Annotated in this window: 18 protein-coding genes and 1 pseudogene; 10 read left to right on the forward strand and 9 right to left on the reverse strand. The window is 60.5% G+C overall.

The window, feature by feature from the left end; translation table 11 throughout:
• Window positions 1–15: 15 nt before the first annotated feature.
• From ACI2KS_RS01335 to ACI2KS_RS01345, 3 genes are all read right to left on the reverse strand, one after another.
• Entirely contained in the window at window positions 16–714 is a 699-nt protein-coding gene (locus tag ACI2KS_RS01335) for a segregation and condensation protein A (protein WP_404617233.1), read from the reverse strand.
• A gap of 116 nt (window positions 715–830) precedes the next feature.
• Entirely contained in the window at window positions 831–1463 is a 633-nt protein-coding gene (locus ACI2KS_RS01340; protein WP_404616596.1) for an L-threonylcarbamoyladenylate synthase, read from the reverse strand.
• 13 nt (window positions 1464–1476) lie between these two features.
• Complete coding sequence (locus ACI2KS_RS01345) at window positions 1477–2337, reverse strand: PHP domain-containing protein (RefSeq protein WP_404616597.1); 861 nt, start codon at window positions 2335–2337, stop codon at window positions 1477–1479.
• 65 nt (window positions 2338–2402) lie between these two features.
• Between ACI2KS_RS01345 and ACI2KS_RS01350 the strand changes: the two genes are divergently transcribed.
• The 6 genes and pseudogenes from ACI2KS_RS01350 to ACI2KS_RS01375 all read left to right on the forward strand — a co-directional run bounded on the left by ACI2KS_RS01350 (window position 2403) and on the right by ACI2KS_RS01375 (window position 6474).
• Window positions 2403–3011 (forward strand): septation protein A, encoded by a 609-nt coding sequence (locus ACI2KS_RS01350; RefSeq protein ID WP_404616598.1) that lies wholly within the window; start codon window positions 2403–2405, stop codon window positions 3009–3011.
• Between the two features lies 1 nt (window position 3012).
• The gene (locus ACI2KS_RS01355) at window positions 3013–3312 is read left to right on the forward strand and encodes a YciI family protein (RefSeq protein ID WP_404616599.1); all 300 of its coding nucleotides are present in this window, start codon (window positions 3013–3015) and stop codon (window positions 3310–3312) included.
• Window positions 3313–3424: 112 nt separating this feature from the next.
• Window positions 3425–3670 (forward strand): annotated as a pseudogene (locus ACI2KS_RS01360) (translation initiation factor 2); the annotation flags it as partial.
• A gap of 7 nt (window positions 3671–3677) precedes the next feature.
• The gene (locus ACI2KS_RS01365; protein ID WP_404616600.1) at window positions 3678–4355 is read left to right on the forward strand and encodes a response regulator transcription factor; all 678 of its coding nucleotides are present in this window, start codon (window positions 3678–3680) and stop codon (window positions 4353–4355) included.
• A 256-nt stretch (window positions 4356–4611) separates the two neighbouring features.
• Entirely contained in the window at window positions 4612–5055 is a 444-nt protein-coding gene (locus ACI2KS_RS01370) for an LTXXQ domain protein (protein WP_404616601.1), read from the forward strand.
• 81 nt (window positions 5056–5136) lie between these two features.
• Window positions 5137–6474 (forward strand): ATP-binding protein, encoded by a 1338-nt coding sequence (locus tag ACI2KS_RS01375; RefSeq protein ID WP_404616602.1) that lies wholly within the window; start codon window positions 5137–5139, stop codon window positions 6472–6474.
• A gap of 168 nt (window positions 6475–6642) precedes the next feature.
• Here ACI2KS_RS01375 and ACI2KS_RS01380 read toward each other — a convergent pair whose 3' ends face one another.
• Complete coding sequence (locus ACI2KS_RS01380; RefSeq protein ID WP_404616603.1) at window positions 6643–7203, reverse strand: nitroreductase family protein; 561 nt, start codon at window positions 7201–7203, stop codon at window positions 6643–6645.
• Between the two features lie 175 nt (window positions 7204–7378).
• Here ACI2KS_RS01380 and ACI2KS_RS01385 point away from each other — a divergent pair, with 175 nt between their 5' ends.
• Complete coding sequence (locus ACI2KS_RS01385) at window positions 7379–8833, forward strand: TrkH family potassium uptake protein (protein ID WP_404616604.1); 1455 nt, start codon at window positions 7379–7381, stop codon at window positions 8831–8833.
• A gap of 114 nt (window positions 8834–8947) precedes the next feature.
• On the opposite strand, the gene ACI2KS_RS01390 is transcribed toward ACI2KS_RS01385, so the two are convergent.
• Window positions 8948–9955 (reverse strand): AraC family transcriptional regulator, encoded by a 1008-nt coding sequence (locus tag ACI2KS_RS01390; protein ID WP_404616605.1) that lies wholly within the window; start codon window positions 9953–9955, stop codon window positions 8948–8950.
• A 136-nt stretch (window positions 9956–10091) separates the two neighbouring features.
• On the opposite strand from ACI2KS_RS01390, the gene ACI2KS_RS01395 reads away from it, so the two are divergent.
• Both ACI2KS_RS01395 and ACI2KS_RS01400 read left to right on the forward strand, forming a co-directional pair.
• Complete coding sequence (locus tag ACI2KS_RS01395; protein WP_404616606.1) at window positions 10092–10403, forward strand: Mpo1-like protein; 312 nt, start codon at window positions 10092–10094, stop codon at window positions 10401–10403.
• Window positions 10404–10567: 164 nt separating this feature from the next.
• Window positions 10568–11167: an HD domain-containing protein gene (locus ACI2KS_RS01400; RefSeq protein ID WP_404616607.1), complete on the forward strand. Its 600-nt coding sequence runs from the start codon at window positions 10568–10570 to the stop codon at window positions 11165–11167.
• 106 nt (window positions 11168–11273) lie between these two features.
• Here ACI2KS_RS01400 and ACI2KS_RS01405 read toward each other — a convergent pair whose 3' ends face one another.
• From ACI2KS_RS01405 to ACI2KS_RS01420, 4 genes are all read right to left on the reverse strand, one after another.
• Window positions 11274–12173, reverse strand: a complete 900-nt coding sequence (locus tag ACI2KS_RS01405) for a bestrophin family protein (protein WP_404616608.1) — start codon at window positions 12171–12173, stop codon at window positions 11274–11276.
• Between the two features lie 120 nt (window positions 12174–12293).
• Window positions 12294–12590: a SelT/SelW/SelH family protein gene (locus tag ACI2KS_RS01410; RefSeq protein ID WP_404616609.1), complete on the reverse strand. Its 297-nt coding sequence runs from the start codon at window positions 12588–12590 to the stop codon at window positions 12294–12296.
• 3 nt (window positions 12591–12593) lie between these two features.
• Window positions 12594–14867 (reverse strand): FimV/HubP family polar landmark protein, encoded by a 2274-nt coding sequence (locus ACI2KS_RS01415; RefSeq protein ID WP_404616610.1) that lies wholly within the window; start codon window positions 14865–14867, stop codon window positions 12594–12596.
• Between the two features lie 136 nt (window positions 14868–15003).
• Complete coding sequence (locus ACI2KS_RS01420; protein WP_404616611.1) at window positions 15004–15438, reverse strand: MarR family transcriptional regulator; 435 nt, start codon at window positions 15436–15438, stop codon at window positions 15004–15006.
• A gap of 645 nt (window positions 15439–16083) precedes the next feature.
• Between ACI2KS_RS01420 and ACI2KS_RS01425 the strand changes: the two genes are divergently transcribed.
• On the forward strand, window positions 16084–17010 hold the full coding sequence (locus ACI2KS_RS01425; RefSeq protein ID WP_404616612.1) for a hypothetical protein: 927 nt from the start codon (window positions 16084–16086) through the stop codon (window positions 17008–17010).

Below are 17010 nucleotides of genomic sequence, written 5' to 3' on the forward strand. Positions count from 1 at the left end.
GATCAGCTCTGGCTATTATTCGGCTCGCGCACGCACATGAATGACGGCAAAAGGTTCGTTCTGCACCAGCTCGACCAGTTGTTCCTTGACCAATTCCAGCACCGCCATGAACGTCACCACCACACCCAGACGGCCTTCCTCGGCGGTGAATAACTCAGCGAAAGGCACGAAGCCCGCGCCCTTGAGGCGCTCGAGCACGTCGCTCATGCGCTCACGGGTGGACAGCGCCTCGCGGCTGACCTGATGGCTTTCGAACAGGTCGCCACGGCGCAGCACATCGGCCATGGACATCAGCAACTCGTCGAGCGCCACCTCAGGCAGCAACTTGCGCGCCCGCGCTTCGGGAGCATCGAGCCTGGGCACCAGCACATCGCGGCCGACACGGCTGAGCCTGTCGATGCCTTCGGCGGCAGCCTTGAAACGCTCGTACTCCTGCAAGCGCCGGATCAGTTCGGCGCGCGGGTCGTCTTCTTCGGCTTCGACCACCTCTGAACGCGGCAACAGCATGCGCGACTTGATCTCGGCAAGCATGGCGGCCATCACCAGGTATTCGGCGGCCAGCTCCAGGCGCACGGTTTTCATCAGCTCGACATAGCCCATGTACTGGCGAGTGATTTCCGCCACCGGAATGTCGAGGATGTTGATGTTCTGTTTACGAATCAGATAGAGCAGCAGGTCCAGCGGGCCTTCGAAGGCCTCGAGGAACACTTCCAGTGCGTCCGGCGGGATGTACAGGTCGACCGGCATCTGCGTGACGGCCTGACCGTAGACCACGGCAAACGGCAGTTCCTGCTGAGCTTGCGCCTGGGCATCCGGCGTCTGGGCGTCGGTCACTCGACCTCGACCCCGAACGGCGTGGGATCGCCACAACCGACCCGCACCACCTGCGGTTCGTCTTCAGACAGATTGATCACGGTGGATGCCGAGATCCCGCCCTCGCCGCCATCGATGATCAGATCGACATGATGTTCGAGGACCTGACGCATTTCATAGGGGTCGCTCATCGGGATGGTTTCGCCCGGCATGATCAGGCTGACGCTCATCAACGGCTCGCCCAACTCCTGCAGCAGCGCCTGTGCAATGGGATGTTTGGGCACGCGCAGGCCGATGGTGCGGCGTTTGGGATGCAGCAGCAGCCGCGGCACCTCGCGGGTCGCCCCCAGGATGAAGGTGTAGGGACCCGGAGTGTGCGCCTTGAGCAGGCGGAAAGCGGCGGTATCGACCTTGGCGAACAACCCCAGTTGCGACAGATCGCAGCACATCAGGGTGAAATTGTGCTTGTCGTCCAGATCGCGAAGCCGGCGGATGCGATCCAGCGCAGCCTTGTCGCCCATCTGACAACCCAGCGCGTAGGATGAATCTGTCGGATAAACCACCAGACCGCCCGCCTTGATGATATCAACGGCCTGTTTGATCAGGCGCGCCTGCGGGTTCTCCGGGTGGACCTGGAAAAATTGACTCACGGTATCTTCCTGTTCAGACGGCAGTAGGCTGGTCATGTTTGAATCGACACCAAAGTGGCGGCAGATCCTCAGGGAGCGGGCGATAAACGCCAATCTCGGACCAGGCGCCAGGGGCATGGAAATCACTGCCGGCACTGACCAGCAGACCGAATTCACGGGCCAGGATGGCCAGGCTGCCCACCTGATCGGCGGGCTGCAGGCCGTTGACCACTTCTATTGCATGGCCGCCTGCCTGAATGAAATCGGCGACCAGCTTGCGACGTTTGCTGCGGGTGAAATCGTAATGCGAAGGGTGCGCCAGACTGATCCAGGCGCCGGCGGCGCGCAAGGTGGCGACGGTCTCTGCCAGCGTCGGCCAGTGTTGCTTGACGTCGCCCAGCTTGCCTGCACCCAGCCATTTACGGAAAGCCTCGGCGCGGTCTTTGACAAAACCTTCGTTGATCATGAAGTCGGCGAAGTGTGGCCGGGCCGGTGCATTACCGCTGTCACCGAGCGCCTGCTGCACGGCGCGAGCACCTTCCAGCGCTCCGGGCATACCTTTGATCGCCAATTTGCGACTGATTTCTTCGGCGCGCAACCACCGCCCGGTGTGCAATTGCTCAATGGCATCGAGCAAAGGGCGGGCATCGACATCAAAACCGTAGCCCAGAACATGGATAGTCGCCCCACCCCAGGTGCAGGATAGCTCGATCCCGTTGATCAGTTGCATATCCAGCGCAAGCGCCGCCGCACGGGCTTCTTCGAGGCCTTCGATGGTGTCGTGGTCGGTCAGGGACAGCACCCTGACGCCGTTCTCATGGGCACGGGCGACGAGTGCCGCAGGCGCAAGAGCGCCATCGGACGCGGTACTGTGGCAGTGCAGATCGACATTCATAGGGGCGCTTTCGCAGTCATTGATGTTTGTTATTATGCCGTCACATCCAGCTTCTGGCTCTTACTGTGAAACAATTCATCGACTTCATCCCGCTTATCCTGTTTTTCATCGTTTATAAAATCAGTCCCCAAGCCGTCGATATCCTGGGCCACAGCTTCATGGTAGGCGGAATTTTCAGCGCCACCGCGATGCTGATCGCCAGTTCCATCGTCGTCTACGGCATCCTCTTCATCCGTCAGGGCAAACTGGAGAAAAGCCAGTGGCTGACCCTGATCGCCTGTCTGGTGTTCGGCAGCCTGACCCTTGCCTTCCACAGCGAAACCTTCCTGAAGTGGAAAGCGCCGGTGGTCAACTGGGTGTTCGCACTGATTTTCGCCGGCAGTCATTTCATCGGTGACCGTCTGCTGATCCAGCGCATCATGGGCCACGCGCTGACCCTGCCCCAGGCAATCTGGGTCAAACTGAACATCGCCTGGATCGTGTTCTTCCTGTTCTGCGGCGCCGCCAACCTTTATGTGGCGTTCACCTATCAGGACTTCTGGGTCGACTTCAAAGTCTTCGGAAGCCTCGGCATGACCCTTGTTTTCCTGATCGGCCAGGGCATCTTCCTGGCTCGGCATATGCACGATGCCGACGCATCGACCCAGCCTTCAACAAAAAAGACAGAGGACTGAAATGCTCTACGCAATCGTGGCAACCGACGTCGCAAACTCCCTGGAAAAACGCCTGCAAGCGCGCCCGGCGCATCTTGAGCGCCTGACCGTGCTCAAAAACGAAGGCCGGATCGTACTGGCAGGCCCCATGCCTGCGGTGGACAGCAATGATCCGGGCGCGGCCGGTTTTACCGGCAGCCTGATCGTCGCCGAGTTCGAATCCCTCAGCGCCGCACAGACCTGGGCCGACGCCGATCCTTACATCAAGGCCGGGGTCTATGACCATGTAGTGGTCAAGCCCTTCAAGCAAGTCCTGCCCTAACCCCGCCTCTGGCGTTTGGCCCCCGGTCTGCTCTGCAGGCCGGGGGCGATTGACGCCGTTGCGACTGCTTGTCGATATTCCACTGCTCGGGGCCCAACGCCTGCAGCGAGGCGAAGAATCGACCCGGCAATCGTGTCATCGCATCAGCGAGCGCAAAAGTATTCAGCTCCAACGCCTGCATCAGCAGAACCAAAGGCTTAAACTGCTGCTCAAACAAGCGCAGTCGGTCATGCCCGCGCGCATGCCGACCGAGCAACAACAATGGTTTGTCACAGGGGGCGGCATTGCCACGCTGACCCTGCTGTGCGGTATCTTTGCCAGCGGCTGGCGTAGACAGCGTCGGCAATGGCTAAATTGAGTGAGTCATGAGCGAGCTGTTACTTATTGATGATGACCAGGAGCTGTGTGAGCTCCTGAGCAGTTGGTTGAGTCAGGAAGGCTTTCAGGTGCAGGCTTGCCATGACGGCCAGAGTGCCCGCAAGGCGCTGGCCGAATCCGCCCCGGCGGCGGTGGTACTGGACGTGATGCTGCCAGACGGCAGCGGGCTGGAGCTGCTCAAGCAATTGCGTACCGATCACCCTGAACTCCCGGTACTGATGCTCTCGGCACGCGGTGAGCCGCTGGACCGCATCCTCGGTCTGGAGCTGGGTGCAGACGACTACCTGGCCAAGCCCTGCGATCCCCGCGAGTTGACCGCCCGCCTGCGCGCTGTGTTGCGTCGCAGCCATCCGGCGGCAGTCTCCAGCCAGATGGAGCTGGGCGACCTGTGTTTCAGCCCGGCCCGTGGCGTGGTCACCATCGACGATCAGGAATTCACCCTGACCGTGTCCGAAGCGCGGCTGCTCGAGGCGCTGCTGGGGCAACCCGGCGAGCCGCTGGAGAAGCAGGAACTGGCGCAACTGGCCCTGGGCCGCAAACTGACCCTGTACGACCGCAGCCTGGACATGCACGTCAGCAACCTGCGCAAGAAGATTGGCCCTCACGCCGACGGCCGCCCGCGGATCGTCGCGTTGCGCAGCCGGGGTTATTACTACGCGGTGTGATAGCGACCCCCATCCTGTAGCAGTGAGCTTGCTCGCGAGTGCGATCCGACCGACAAAACGTTACTGCCTGACAGACCGTAATCGCGAGCACGCTCAGTCCTACAGATATTTGCGCCAGTCGAACGCCGCGCATCTGTCAGCACCATGACAAATTCTCTTTACCCAAGCTTTACCCACGCCTGACCTCGCTTGACCTTGATCTCCCTAAACTGGCCACAACCGGCACAGAGCCGGATTCGAGACAAGGAGATACACCATGCGCAAGACTCTGATGGCTTTGATGTTCGCTGCTGCTCTGCCTACCGTCGCAATGGCGATGCCACCACAAGGCGATCACATGGGTGGCCCTGGTGGTCCAGGCTTCGATGGCGCGGGCATGCATCACCGCAAAGGCCCGTTCGACAAACTGAACCTGACCCCGGAGCAACGTCAGCAAGTGGGCAAACTGATGGGCGATCAATGGCGTGGTCGTTCCGAGATCACCCAGAAGTACCTGGCCAAGTTGTCGCCAGCCGATCAGAAAGCCATGCAGGATGAACTGGCTGCCAAGCATGCGAAAACCCAGGCCGACATCCGTGCCATGCTGACCCCGGATCAGCAGAAGACCTTCGACCAGATCCAGAAGGATCAGGCTCAGCGTCGTGCTGACCGTGCCGAGTTCGAAGCCTGGAAAGCGCAAAAGGCGCAAAAAGCCCAGTAACAGGCGACTGGCGCGGCGTTACACTCCCCAGCCCGACACGCTCTCCCCGGCGTGTCGGGCTTTTCTGATTGAGGGCTTCACGTGCGTTCATTGTTCTGGCGAATCCTGGCAAGCTTCTGGCTCGCCATCGCATTGGTAGCGGGTCTGTCGATTCTGCTGGGGCACATGCTCAATCAGGACGCCTGGATTCTCAGTCGCCATCCCGGGCTGCACAACCTGCCGGAAAAGTGGACGACGCTGTATGAGGATAAGGGCGAAGACGCCGCCCAGGACTTTCTGCAGGGTCTCAAGCGCAAGTACCACATCGATGTCCAGGTGCTCAACGACAGCGGCGAGGCCGTCATTCCCGGCACGTTCCCGCCCCGCGCGGCGGCGTTCGAAGCCCGTCAGAAGGACGATCCCCGGCAGTTGCCGTGGCGGCGCCTGACCGCTGAATACACCAGCCCCAAAACCAGCGAAACCTACCTGCTGATTTACCGCATTCCGCATCCGGAGCTGGACGCCTGGCACCGTGAAAGCCTGCTCTGGCCGCTCAGTGCGCTGGGTATCGCGTTGGTGGTCCTGACCTTGTTCAGCCTGTTGGTAACCCTGTCGATCACCCGCCCGCTGAGCCGGCTGCGCGGCGCTGTGCACGATCTGGGACAAACCACCTATCAACAGAACAGCCTGGCGCAACTGTCCAACCGTCGTGACGAGTTTGGTGTGCTGGCCAATGACTTCAATCGCATGGGTGCACGGCTGCAAAGCCTGATCGGCAGCCAGCGCCAGTTACTGCGCGATGTCTCCCACGAACTGCGCTCACCGCTGGCGCGCCTGCGTATCGCCCTGGCGCTGGCCGAGCGCGCGGAACCGGCGGAGCGCGAAAAGCTCTGGCCACGGCTGACCCGTGACTGTGATCGGCTGGAGGAGTTGATCAGTGAGATTCTGGCCCTGGCGCGACTCGATGCCGACATGGGCAGCGCCACGGCGGTCGACCTGCCAGGGCTGCTGCATCATTTGAAGGCAGAAACCGAGATGAGCAGCGCTGAGCAGATCATCGCGGTCCAGGCGCAACCGGGTGTGCAGCTACAGGGCTGGCCGAGTGTGCTGGAGCGTGCGCTGGATAACCTGCTGCGCAACGCTGTGCGCTTCAACCCGGCCGGTCAGCCGATCGAACTCAGCGCACGCAACGAGGATGACATGCTGTTCATCAGCGTGCGCGACCATGGCCCTGGTGTCAGCCCGGAACACCTGGCGCAACTGGGTGAACCCTTCTACCGTGCGCCGAACCAGACCGCGCCGGGCTACGGCCTGGGTCTGGCGATCGCCAAGCGCGCGGCGGAAAAACACGGCGGCAGTCTGGTGCTGGAGAATCATCCGCAGGGCGGGTTCATCGCCAGCATTGTGGTGCCCCGGGATATCAGCCCCGCACAGACCTGAACCGTGGCAGCCGGCTTGCTGGTGAATGCGTCAGGTCGATGCCTATGACCTCGACCGACACACCGTCTTCGCCAGCCAGCCGGCTCCTGCAGGGTCATGTCGTGCCGCCGACAGGGTGCGATTCAACCCACGCCTTGGGAGCAAGAACCGGGCGTGGCGCAGAACGGCTCAGCCCTGCCATTGGCTGACAAAATCCACCACATCCGGCTTGGCCGCTTCACGCGGCGGATTCTGTGGCGTGCCCAGGTAAAGGAAGGCGATGACTTCTTCATCCGCCGCCAGCCCCAGGCCTTTGGCGACAAGTGGCGAATAGGACAACTCGCCGGTCCGCCATACCGCGCCCACCCCCAGTGCATAGGCGGCCAGCAGCACGCTGTGTGCAGCACAGCCTGCGGTGATCAACTGCTCTTTTTTCGGCACCTTGTAGTGGTCCTGCAGTTTGGCGATCACCACCACCACCAACGGTGCGCGCAGCGGGCCCAAGCGCGCCTTGTCCAGGGCTTTTTCATCCGCCGGTCCTGCCCCCTCGACCAACGCCTGCGCCAGCATGTCTCCCATGCGCTGACGGGCATCGCCCTCCACCGTGAGAAAACGGTAAGGTCGCAGTTGACCATGATCGGGGGCGCGCAGCGCCGCGCTGAACAGGATTTCACGCTGGGCGGCGTCCGGAGCCGGCTCGACCAGGCGAGGAACCGACACACGATTGAGCATTAGGTCGAGCGCTTCCATTGAATCGTCTCCTGAAAAAATGATGGGCCATTGTAGTGCCGTAAACGTGCTCTTGGACTTCAATCACCCATAACGGCAGCATTTCTTACATGACACCCGGAAACGGCCTCGGTTTACTTGGCTTTGCCCATGGGTAGAATGAGCGCCTTTCCACTTCCCAGATCAGAGCGACTGCATGGCGTTGCCGACCCTTCGCATCATCGGTTTCATTATCGGCATCTTTCTCATCACGCTGGCTATCGCGATGGTCGTGCCCATGGCCACGCTGCTGATCTTCGATCGTGCCGGCGACATGCCCTCGTTTCTCTGGTCCAGCATGATCACCTTCGTCGCCGGGCTGGCGCTGGTCGGCCAGGGACGCCCGGAGCATGTCCACCTGCGACCGCGAGACATGTACCTGCTGACCGTCAGCAGTTGGGTGGTGGTGTGCGTGTTCTCCGCCCTGCCCTTTTTGCTGACCCAGCACATCAGTTACACCGACTCGTTTTTCGAAAGCATGTCCGGCATCACCGCCACCGGGTCCACCGTACTCAGCGGGCTGGACAGCATGTCGCCGGGGATCCTCATCTGGCGCTCATTGCTGCACTGGCTGGGCGGCATCGGCTTCATCGGCATGGCGGTGGCGATCCTGCCACTGTTGCGTATCGGTGGCATGCGTCTGTTCCAGACCGAGTCATCGGACCGCTCCGAAAAGGTCATGCCGCGCTCGCACATGGTGGCCAAGTTCATCGTCCTGGTGTACGTCGGCATTACCGTTCTGGGCAGCCTGGCATTCTGGTGGGCGGGCATGAGCCTGTTCGACGCGATCAACCACGCGATGTCGGCGATTTCCACAGGTGGCTTTTCCACCTCCGACCAGTCGTTGGCTAAATGGCCACAACCGGCGGTGCACTGGGTGGCGATCGTGATCATGATCCTGGGCAGTCTGCCCTTCACCCTCTACGTCGCGACCCTGCGCGGTCACCGCAAGGCGCTGCTCAAGGACCAGCAGGTGCAGGGATTCATCGGTCTGTTGTTGCTGACCTGGCTGGTGATGGGGCTCTGGTACTGGGCCACGACTGACCTGCCCTGGTACGAAGCGTTGCGCCACGTGGCACTGAACGTGACGTCGGTGGTGACCACTACCGGCTTCGCGCTGGGCGACTACAGCCTGTGGGGCAATTTCTCGCTGATGATATTTTTCTACCTGGGCTTCATAGGCGGCTGCTCCGGCTCGACCGCCGGCGGAGTCAAGGTGTTCCGTTTCCAGGTGGCCTACATCCTGCTCAGGGCCAACCTGCATCAGTTGATTCACCCACGCGCGGTGATCAAGCAAAAGTACAACGGCCATCGGCTGGATGACGAGATCGTGCGGTCAATCCTGACGTTCTCGTTTTTCTTCACCATTACCATCTGCCTGATCGCGCTGCTGCTGTCTCTGCTGGGCCTGGACTGGATGACCGCACTGACCGGCGCCGCCAGCACTGTGTCTGGCGTGGGGCCGGGGCTGGGCGAGACGATTGGCCCGGCGGGCAACTTTTCGACCCTGCCCGATGCGGCCAAATGGATTCTGTCGGTGGGAATGCTGCTGGGCCGGCTGGAGATCATCACCGTGCTGGTGCTGTGCATCCCGGCGTTCTGGCGGCATTGATATAACCGCCCACTAGGGGTGAGCTTGCTGGCGATGCATTTGCCAGGCGATGCATCTGTGGCGCCGATTGGCAATCATCGCCAGCAAGCTCACTCCTACAGGGCGGGGCAGTACTTAGCCGATTGCCTTTCTCAACCGATACTCCCCGGGTGTCTCGTCGAACCAGCGGCGAAACGCCCGGAAAAAGTTGCTCGGGTCGGCAAAACCCAACAGGTAGGCGATCTCCAGCAGGGTCATCTGCGGCTGCGCCAGGTACTGTTCGGCCAGTTCCCGGCGGGTATCGTCGAGCAGGGTCTGGAAACTGGTGCCCTCCTCCTGCAAGCGCCGCTGCAAGGTACGTTGCGACACGTGCAGGCTCTGCGCCACGGCTTCGCGCTTGGGTTCGCCCTGGGGCAACAGACGGCACAGCACCTGACGGGCCTGATGGGTCACACGATTGCTGGCAAAGCGCGCGAGAAACTCCCCGGCAAAGCGATCATGCAGCCTGGCCATGGCCTCGTCGGCCGTCGGCAAGGGCGCTTCCATATCCGCACGCTCGAAGACCAGCGCATCGTAAGGCGCGTTGAACGTCAGCGGCGCGTGGAAGAATTTCTTGTAGGGTTCGACGTTCTTCGGCTGATCGCCCTGGATCAGCACATGACGTGGGTGCAGCGGGCGACCGGTCAGCCAGCCACAGAACGCCAGCGCAAACGCCAGTGAGGCTTCAGCGCTTTGTCGCGTGGGGGGTAGAAGATCGCCGTGCACCGTCAGGATCAGTGCGTAGCCTTCGGGAAGCAGGCGAAAACTCAGGTCAGCGCTGTCGGCGATAATGCGTTGATAGCGCACCAACCGATCAAAACCCTCCTTGAGCGTGCGGCTGGACATCAACGCGTAACCGGCCACGCTGAAAGACGCCGGTCGTACCACCCTGGCCATGTTCAGGCCCACCGCCGGGTTGCCGGACAACTCCACCGCGCGCTGCCAGAGGCGGGTCATGGAGTCCTGTGCAAAACGTGCATCGGGATTTTCGAGGTCGGCATACACCAGGCCCAGTTCCTTGAACAACGCCTGGCAGTCCAGCCCGTCCATTTCCAGGGATTTGACGATCCCCATCGCCCAACTTGAAGAAGTCGTTTTTTCCATGCTTACGTCTTCTTGTCCAGAACCGGTCGCCCCCTGCGACTGATAGCCGAAGGATACTACGTTGGCACCCATTGTCACTGTTTGCCGCAAGCGCTCGGCTAGACTCGATTGACCGCATGCATCAGAGAATACCGTTGTGGATACCGTCAAAAACTTCGATCGATTCGCCGACTTCTATCCGTATTATCTGCAGGAGCATCGCGACAGCACCTGTCGCCGACTTCATTTCATCGGCACCAGCCTGGTGCTCCTGCTGCTGGCAACCGCTCTGCTCAGCGGCGACTGGCGGTTGCTATGGATTTTGCCGCTGGCAGGTTATACGTTCGCCTGGGTCGGGCACTTCTTTTTCGAGCGCAATCGGCCGGCCACATTCAAGCACCCCTTCTACAGCTTGCTGGGCGATTTCGTCATGTACAGGGACATGCTGACCGGCAAGGTACCGTTCTGAGGCAAGCGCTTCAGACCCCACGCTGATATCGACCCATCAACCGCGCTTATGCGCGCGCAGACAAGGCGCGCTGAGCCATCAAGCCGTCCCGCAAGGTCACCACGCGACGACGGGCTAGGCCTACACTCATTGCATCCATTACAACAAACGAGCCTGCGCCTGCCATGAGCCATTTCGACCAAGCACGCTTCACCCATATGGAGCATGGCACCGAGCAGGACTGGGCGATCATCGCCAAGGATTTCGGCGTCTACGCCCGCCAATTGCCAAGCCGTATTCTCAACCACCTGCGTCTGCTCGACGGTGACTTCGGCGGCTTCCCGGTGGATCGACTGACCCATTCACTGCAAACGGCAACCCGCGCGCATCGTGACGGGCGTGACGAGGAGTACGTGGTGTGCGCACTGCTGCACGACATCGGCGACACCCTGGCCACCTACAACCACCCGGACATTGCCGCGGCGATCCTCAAACCCTTCGTCAGCGCCGAAAACCTGTGGATGGTGGAGAAACACGGGATCTTTCAGGGCTATTACTTCTTCCATCATCTGGGGATGGATCGGCATGTGCGTGAGCAATTCGCGGAGCACCCGCAGTACCAGCAGACCATAGAGTTCTGCGCCAAATACGATGCAGCGGCGTTCGATCCTGACTATGAGCATTTGCCGCTGGCCTACTTCGAACCCATGCTGGCAAGGGTATTCGCCCAGCCGAAAGCCTCGCTCTACAAGGCTGCGATGGAGAAGAATCCTTCGGTCGTGTAGCGCCTTGTGCCTACGGCCAGGCAGGTGTGGGGGCTGAAAAAGCACCGCTTGGCGCATGGCGATCCTGTTCAGGCTCCAGGGGCGGAGTCGAAAACGGCACACGCCGCTACGTCAACACAAACTCCACCGGTTCAAGCAGCGGCGGCAACGGCGCGACGCCCAGTGCGTCGAGAATGTCGCGCTCGATGATGCGTACCAGTGCGTCGGTGGGCAGGTCATTCTCGTCGTAGCCGAACGGGTCCTCCAGCTCGTTGCTGATCGCATCCAGGCCGAAGAAGGTGTAGCTGACGATGGCGATGAACAACGGTGTCATCCAGCCAAGCGGCTCGGCCATGGCAAACGGCAGGAGGATGCAGAACAGGTAGATGGTGCGGTGCAGCAGCAAGGTATAGGGAAATGGCAACGGCGTGTTCTTGATCCGGTCACAGGCGGTCAACACCCGGCTCAGCACACTCAAGTGATTAGCCAGCAGCGTGTAGCGCCACTCATTGAGTTGGCCGCTATCGCTGGCCTGGGAACACTGGCGGCCGACTTCGCGCAGGATCGTGTCACAAAAACTGGCACTCCCTGGCGCGGGCATCCGGCTCAGCCAGGGCTGCGCGGCCTGCTGTACATCCTGGCGGCGCAGCGTCGCGTTCAGCCCGTGGGCAAAACCACACAGATCCCGCAGGATGCTGCGACGCACCGCCTCATCCTTGATGACCTGGGTTTCGCGAATGATCGAGCGGGTTTCGGTGATCATCTCGCCCCATGCCTTGCGCGCTTCGTACCAACGGTCATAACAGGCGTTGTTGCGAAAACTCATGAAGATCGACAGCGATAACCCCAACAGGGTGAACGGCGTGGCGCTGACCTTGGCGAAATAATCGGGGTGCAGGCTTTCAACCAGCACGATGGCGGCAGCCAGCAGGGTCACCAACAGACTGCGCTTGGCAATGCGCCGGGCAATCGAGCCCTTCAGTGCCAGCAGCACATTGATCAGGTTGGGATGAGGTCGAACGATCATGGAGTCAGTCTATGCGCCAAGGAGGTGAACCCGCCCGGTGAGCATAGGTGCGTCACTGCAACTGCGTCCAATCACTGATGGCGAAGACTTCATCGAAGCGTTCTATCAAGCGCCCGGGCGTCAGCTGTGCGGATGGGCGCTACGGTCGTTATGACCCAGATCGCGCTCCGGATCGATCTGGTCACGCACCCGCTGCTTGAGCACCTTGGCCTCGGGGAAACCACCATCGACCTTGCGTTCCCAGATCTGCACATCGTCACAGGTGATGCGAAACACGCCACCGGTGCCGGGGACCAGCGAGACCTTGCCCAGATCGTCGCCAAACGTGCTGAGCAGCTCCTGCGCCAGCCAGGCCGCACGCAGCAACCACTGGCACTGGGTGCAATAGGTAATGGTGACTTCAGCTTTGCCGGGCATGACTCAACCCAACCCTGCCAGCAGATCGCGCGCGGTCTGTTGCGGGCCGTCATCGGACTCCTCGATCACTTGCTGCAACAGGCGACGCGCCTCCTCGATGTTGCCCTCATCGATCAACACCTGCGCCTCGTTGATCAGACTCAGGGGTTGCTCTTCAAGGTCCATCAGATCGAACTCGGCATCATCGGTCATGAAGCTGTCGAGAAACGCATCGTCCATCAAATCACTGTTGCTCTGAGCGATCGACTCGGGCTCCGGCTCGAACTGCACGTCCATCGGCTCGATGGTCTCATCTTCCGCGAAATCGCTAAGGAACTGCTCATCCGGCATTTCGAAAACTTCGGGCAGCTCGGTGAGGTTCGAGGCGAACGAGGGGTCCAGCGCGGGCTCGGCTTCAGGGACAGGCTTGCGCGGAGCGGGGGTATTTTCGAACGGATCGACCAGGTCCCAGTCGGCGTCCATGGAAAGGTCATCCAGATTGAGGTGGAAATCGTCTCCTGGCTCAGGATTGAGCGATGCCGCTGCGTTTTCATCGAGCTGCCCGGCTTGCCGGTCGCTCGCGTCCGCGGCCGCCACACCCGCTGCGGCGCCAGCAACCACTGCGGCTGTCACCGCTGTCGATGCTGCGCTTGGCGCGGGTGCCAGCTTGAGCTTCGGATAACGATTGCGGATCTCTTCAAGCTTCTGCGCTTCGATGCCCTGATTCAACAGCACCTTTTCTTCGGTTTCAAACCCTGCGATATCGCCTTGCTCGCCGAGCAGCTCGAGGATGCGCATGCGCACATCCGTGCGCTGTGGTTGTCGTTCCAGTGCATCGCGAAGGATCGCCAGTGCTTCGGTGAAACGGCCGTAAGCGATGTAGATGCTGGCGCCATCCAGGGCATCGGTGGCGGCACCGGCCAGCCGTTGCCCGGCAGGGGCGGAGGGAGTCTGCGCCGCCGCAGCGACCGGGCGCGGGCTGACAGCGGGCACTTCAAACACCGGAGTGACCGTCGGTTGGGCGGGTTTGATCATTGGCTCGACCGGCTCCGGCTGCAGCGCCAGCTGATTCTTGATGCGGTTGCGCCGCACCGACCAGGCCAATGCCAGCAGCAACACCAGTAACAACAGTGCGGCCAGTATCGTGGTCCAGGGCAGGTCATCGTCTTCAACCGGTGGAACCGCCACCGGCGCTGGCGCGGTCACCACGGGCTCGGTTTTCTGCACGGGGGTATTGGCCGACGCAGCGGCAGGAACAGGGGCTGGAGCAGGCCTGGACGCCAACGCCTTCATCTCGGCCAGTTGGGTCTGCAGTTCGATGATCTGCTTGTTCTTGCCTGCCTCTTCCTCGGAAATCTGCTGCATCTGGCCTTTGAGGTCATCGACCGTCTTGCTCAGTTGCTGATTCTGCAGCGCGGTGGCGCTCAATTGCTCAGCCGCACCCGGTGTCGCGACGGGCGCCGGCATGGCTGCGGTTGTCGGTGTCGGCGCGCCGGAACCGGCTGCTGGAGCAGACCCCGCGGCCGCTACCGTCTTGGGCTCGACGGCGCTGTCGGGCAGCAACAGGCTCTGCCCTACTTTCAGCTGACTGCGCGAACCCTGGGGAAATGCCTGCGGGTTGAGCGCCTGAATGCCGCTGACCAGCTCGGCACCCGAGGCCTTGCTGCCCGGCGCCTGCACACGATGGGCGATGCCCGCCAGGGTGTCGCCGGAGGCCACGGTGTAATGCTTGCCCTGTACCGCCTTGGGTGGCGCAACGGGCAATCGCGATTCATTGGTTTTCGCCCCAGCGGCAGGCGATTGAGCACGGCTACGCGTCGCGGCAATGCCGGTCGGCGAGTTGGGTGGATCAAGCAGCAGGGTGTATTCGCGCAACTGGTCGCCGTTGGGACGCACCAGACGCACCACGAAGTTCAGGTAGGGTTCGGTCACCGCTTTGCGTGACTCGACATGCACCACCGCTCGGTTGCCACGAATCACGGGGGTGAAACGCAGGTCATTGAGAAAAAACACGCGTTCCACGCCAGACTTGGCGAAGGCTTCGGCGGGTGCCAGGGCGACGACCACTTCGTCGGCGCCAAGGCCACCGACTTCGATCAGTTCGATGTCAGCGTTCAGAGGCTGGCCCAGGGCCGAATGCAGGGTGATGTCCCCCAGCCCCAGGGCGGCCGCCAGGGAGCTGTGGAGCATGGACACCGAGGCAATCGCCAACGTCAGCAACCCAGTGCGAAGACCCGACGGCACGCCAACGGTGGCAAAACTCCTGCGCCGACTACCGGCCTGAAAACTCTTCAGCATGCGAACCCTTATGAGGCAGGCTTCCCTGCAAATGCGTGGTACGGACACCCTGTCCGGGCAAGATCAGTATGGGTGCAAATAGAACAGGATGTTTCGACAGGTTCAATGTATTTGTCGCAGGCATTGGGCCATATCGTCAGGATTTTTCCAGATTGGCGAGAATCGCCGAGTGCACGCGCATGCACACCCGCAGATCCTCCTCGTTGATGCCAACGAACAGTTCGTGGCGCAGCGCTGTCGCAATGGTTTCGATCTTCTCGATCAGCGGCTTGGCGGTTTCACACAGGACAATTTTTTTCGCACGACGGTCTTCGACCACGGCCTGGCGGCGAACCAGCCCCTGGTTTTCCAGACTGTCGAGCAAACGCGCCAGGGTCGGCCCTTCAACACCTACGCTCTGCGCCAGCTCACGCTGGGTGGGCGGCTCTTTGAATCGGGCCAGGTGCAGCAGGACCAGCCAACGGGCCTGGGACAATCCCAGGTCAGCCAGGCGCCGATCCAGCTCGGCACGCCAGCCCCGGGACACATGGGCCAGTTGCATGCCAAAGCGGTGTTCTTCAGTTAGAGGCATAGGTAACTCAGTGGTTAGAGGCGATTCCTAATTAATAGGCAGCTAACCATGGAGCTTGTGAGGAGGCAAGTGGCCGCGTGTGGTGTTTCGTCGCAGACGACAGAGGCAGTCCGGAGTGCGGCAGGTATGGCGTGGGATCGAGTGGCGCAGTCGCGATTGAACCAACGCCAAACCCCGCAGGCGTCAGCTTGCTCGCGATGGCACCGGCTCAGTCACCGTTGCAGCGCCGCAAAAAGGGCAATCGCGAGCAAGTTCACGGTACAGGTGGCCAATCGCGCGGTGTGCTGTTTCGTCGCGGATGACAGTGGTAGTGCGCAGTTCGGCTGGGATGACATTGGCTACCGGACCGGCCTAGGTTCCTCCGGTCCCCATTGGCAGCCGACGCCGGATTGATCGTCTGCATCCGCATTCATTAAGTTCGATGCCATTGGTCATTCCAACACCAACCATAGTGCCTGGAACTTTAATACTTATCGTACCTATCTATCAACAATCAGCGACAACATCAATTTATATTACCCACCTTATCGCAAAAGATTATAAGACATCAAAATACACTGACTAAAATCTAGCATTGCAATATCGGGATTTTATTAATACGGATCTTCGGTCGTTATACATAGTCAGATGAAATCAGGAGAAGGGATGAATACCTCATATTCAGCAGCAATTTCTATCAACGGCGAAGTGGTAGAAATCGTACCTATTGAAGCCCACGGGGAATGGACCGCTCCGCACTTGCCTTTGCAACGAGGCGGAAACCTGATCACCACAAAAGTTGGGACGGTAGATTCTCAAGCTTGGACAATCAACGCACTACTGCAACTTCCTGCTCCTACCATTAACGGGATCATCGATGGTTACCTTAACCCCGATGAGGCGCCAGCTCAGACACCTGTTACCGTTATTTCTCCTGATATTGAAACAGGAGATCAGGTCTCGCTGCACTGGAGCGCGGGAGGGCTTTTGACAGTTCTCGGCCCTGAAACCGCCATTAAAGGGGTGCCAGTGGTTTTTCAGGTGCCAAAGGCTGAACTCAGGGTCGGCGAAGCGGAGGTATTCTATAAGGTGACTGCGCCAAACGTTTCCCAAGCGTCGGCAGTCAGCGAATTCACCATCGATACCTGGGTTGATATCGTCACTGATTTTGCTACCGCCACAACAATCGCTCCCTGGGTCCGTGGGAACGCCTACACCCAGTCTCGCCTGGTGAGCGGCGAAGGACTTAGAAACGAGACCAGCATCGGCTGGCAACATTCAGGCATCATTATTACGACGCCCGCTACGTTCAGGCCGACTACATCATACCGATTTGAAATGAGGGCCAGAAACGTTAATCCGGCCAGCACCATCAAGCCAAGACTTTCAATCCAGATCGATGGGCATAATCTAAGTGAAACGGATTTGACTACCTCAAGCTGGGTCACTCTTCAGGGAATTTATATCGCCACCGATTCGGTTCTAAAGGCGTGCACCGTGCATAGTCATCGGGACGGAGGGAGCGGCCAAGGTGGAGGTCCCGACGGTGGCAACGATTATTCCATACGGGACATAAAGATCAGCCGCGTTTAG

The sequence above is a fragment of the Pseudomonas sp. NPDC087358 genome (assembly GCF_044900785.1).
GTDB lineage: Bacteria > Pseudomonadota > Gammaproteobacteria > Pseudomonadales > Pseudomonadaceae > Aquipseudomonas.

Coding starts and splice junctions, on each gene's coding strand:
- ACI2KS_RS01415 (WP_404616610.1), bottom strand. CDS start 14,867: ATGCTGAAGAGTTTTCAGGCCGGTAGTCGGCGCAGGAGTTTTGCCACC.
- ACI2KS_RS01380 (WP_404616603.1), bottom strand. CDS start 7,203: ATGGAAGCGCTCGACCTAATGCTCAATCGTGTGTCGGTTCCTCGCCTG.
- ACI2KS_RS01385 (WP_404616604.1), top strand. CDS start 7,379: ATGGCGTTGCCGACCCTTCGCATCATCGGTTTCATTATCGGCATCTTT.
- ACI2KS_RS01425 (WP_404616612.1), top strand. CDS start 16,084: ATGAATACCTCATATTCAGCAGCAATTTCTATCAACGGCGAAGTGGTA.
- ACI2KS_RS01405 (WP_404616608.1), bottom strand. CDS start 12,173: ATGATCGTTCGACCTCATCCCAACCTGATCAATGTGCTGCTGGCACTG.
- ACI2KS_RS01420 (WP_404616611.1), bottom strand. CDS start 15,438: ATGCCTCTAACTGAAGAACACCGCTTTGGCATGCAACTGGCCCATGTG.
- ACI2KS_RS01345 (WP_404616597.1), bottom strand. CDS start 2,337: ATGAATGTCGATCTGCACTGCCACAGTACCGCGTCCGATGGCGCTCTT.
- ACI2KS_RS01355 (WP_404616599.1), top strand. CDS start 3,013: ATGCTCTACGCAATCGTGGCAACCGACGTCGCAAACTCCCTGGAAAAA.
- ACI2KS_RS01370 (WP_404616601.1), top strand. CDS start 4,612: ATGCGCAAGACTCTGATGGCTTTGATGTTCGCTGCTGCTCTGCCTACC.
- ACI2KS_RS01410 (WP_404616609.1), bottom strand. CDS start 12,590: ATGCCCGGCAAAGCTGAAGTCACCATTACCTATTGCACCCAGTGCCAG.
- ACI2KS_RS01400 (WP_404616607.1), top strand. CDS start 10,568: ATGAGCCATTTCGACCAAGCACGCTTCACCCATATGGAGCATGGCACC.
- ACI2KS_RS01365 (WP_404616600.1), top strand. CDS start 3,678: ATGAGCGAGCTGTTACTTATTGATGATGACCAGGAGCTGTGTGAGCTC.
- ACI2KS_RS01390 (WP_404616605.1), bottom strand. CDS start 9,955: ATGGAAAAAACGACTTCTTCAAGTTGGGCGATGGGGATCGTCAAATCC.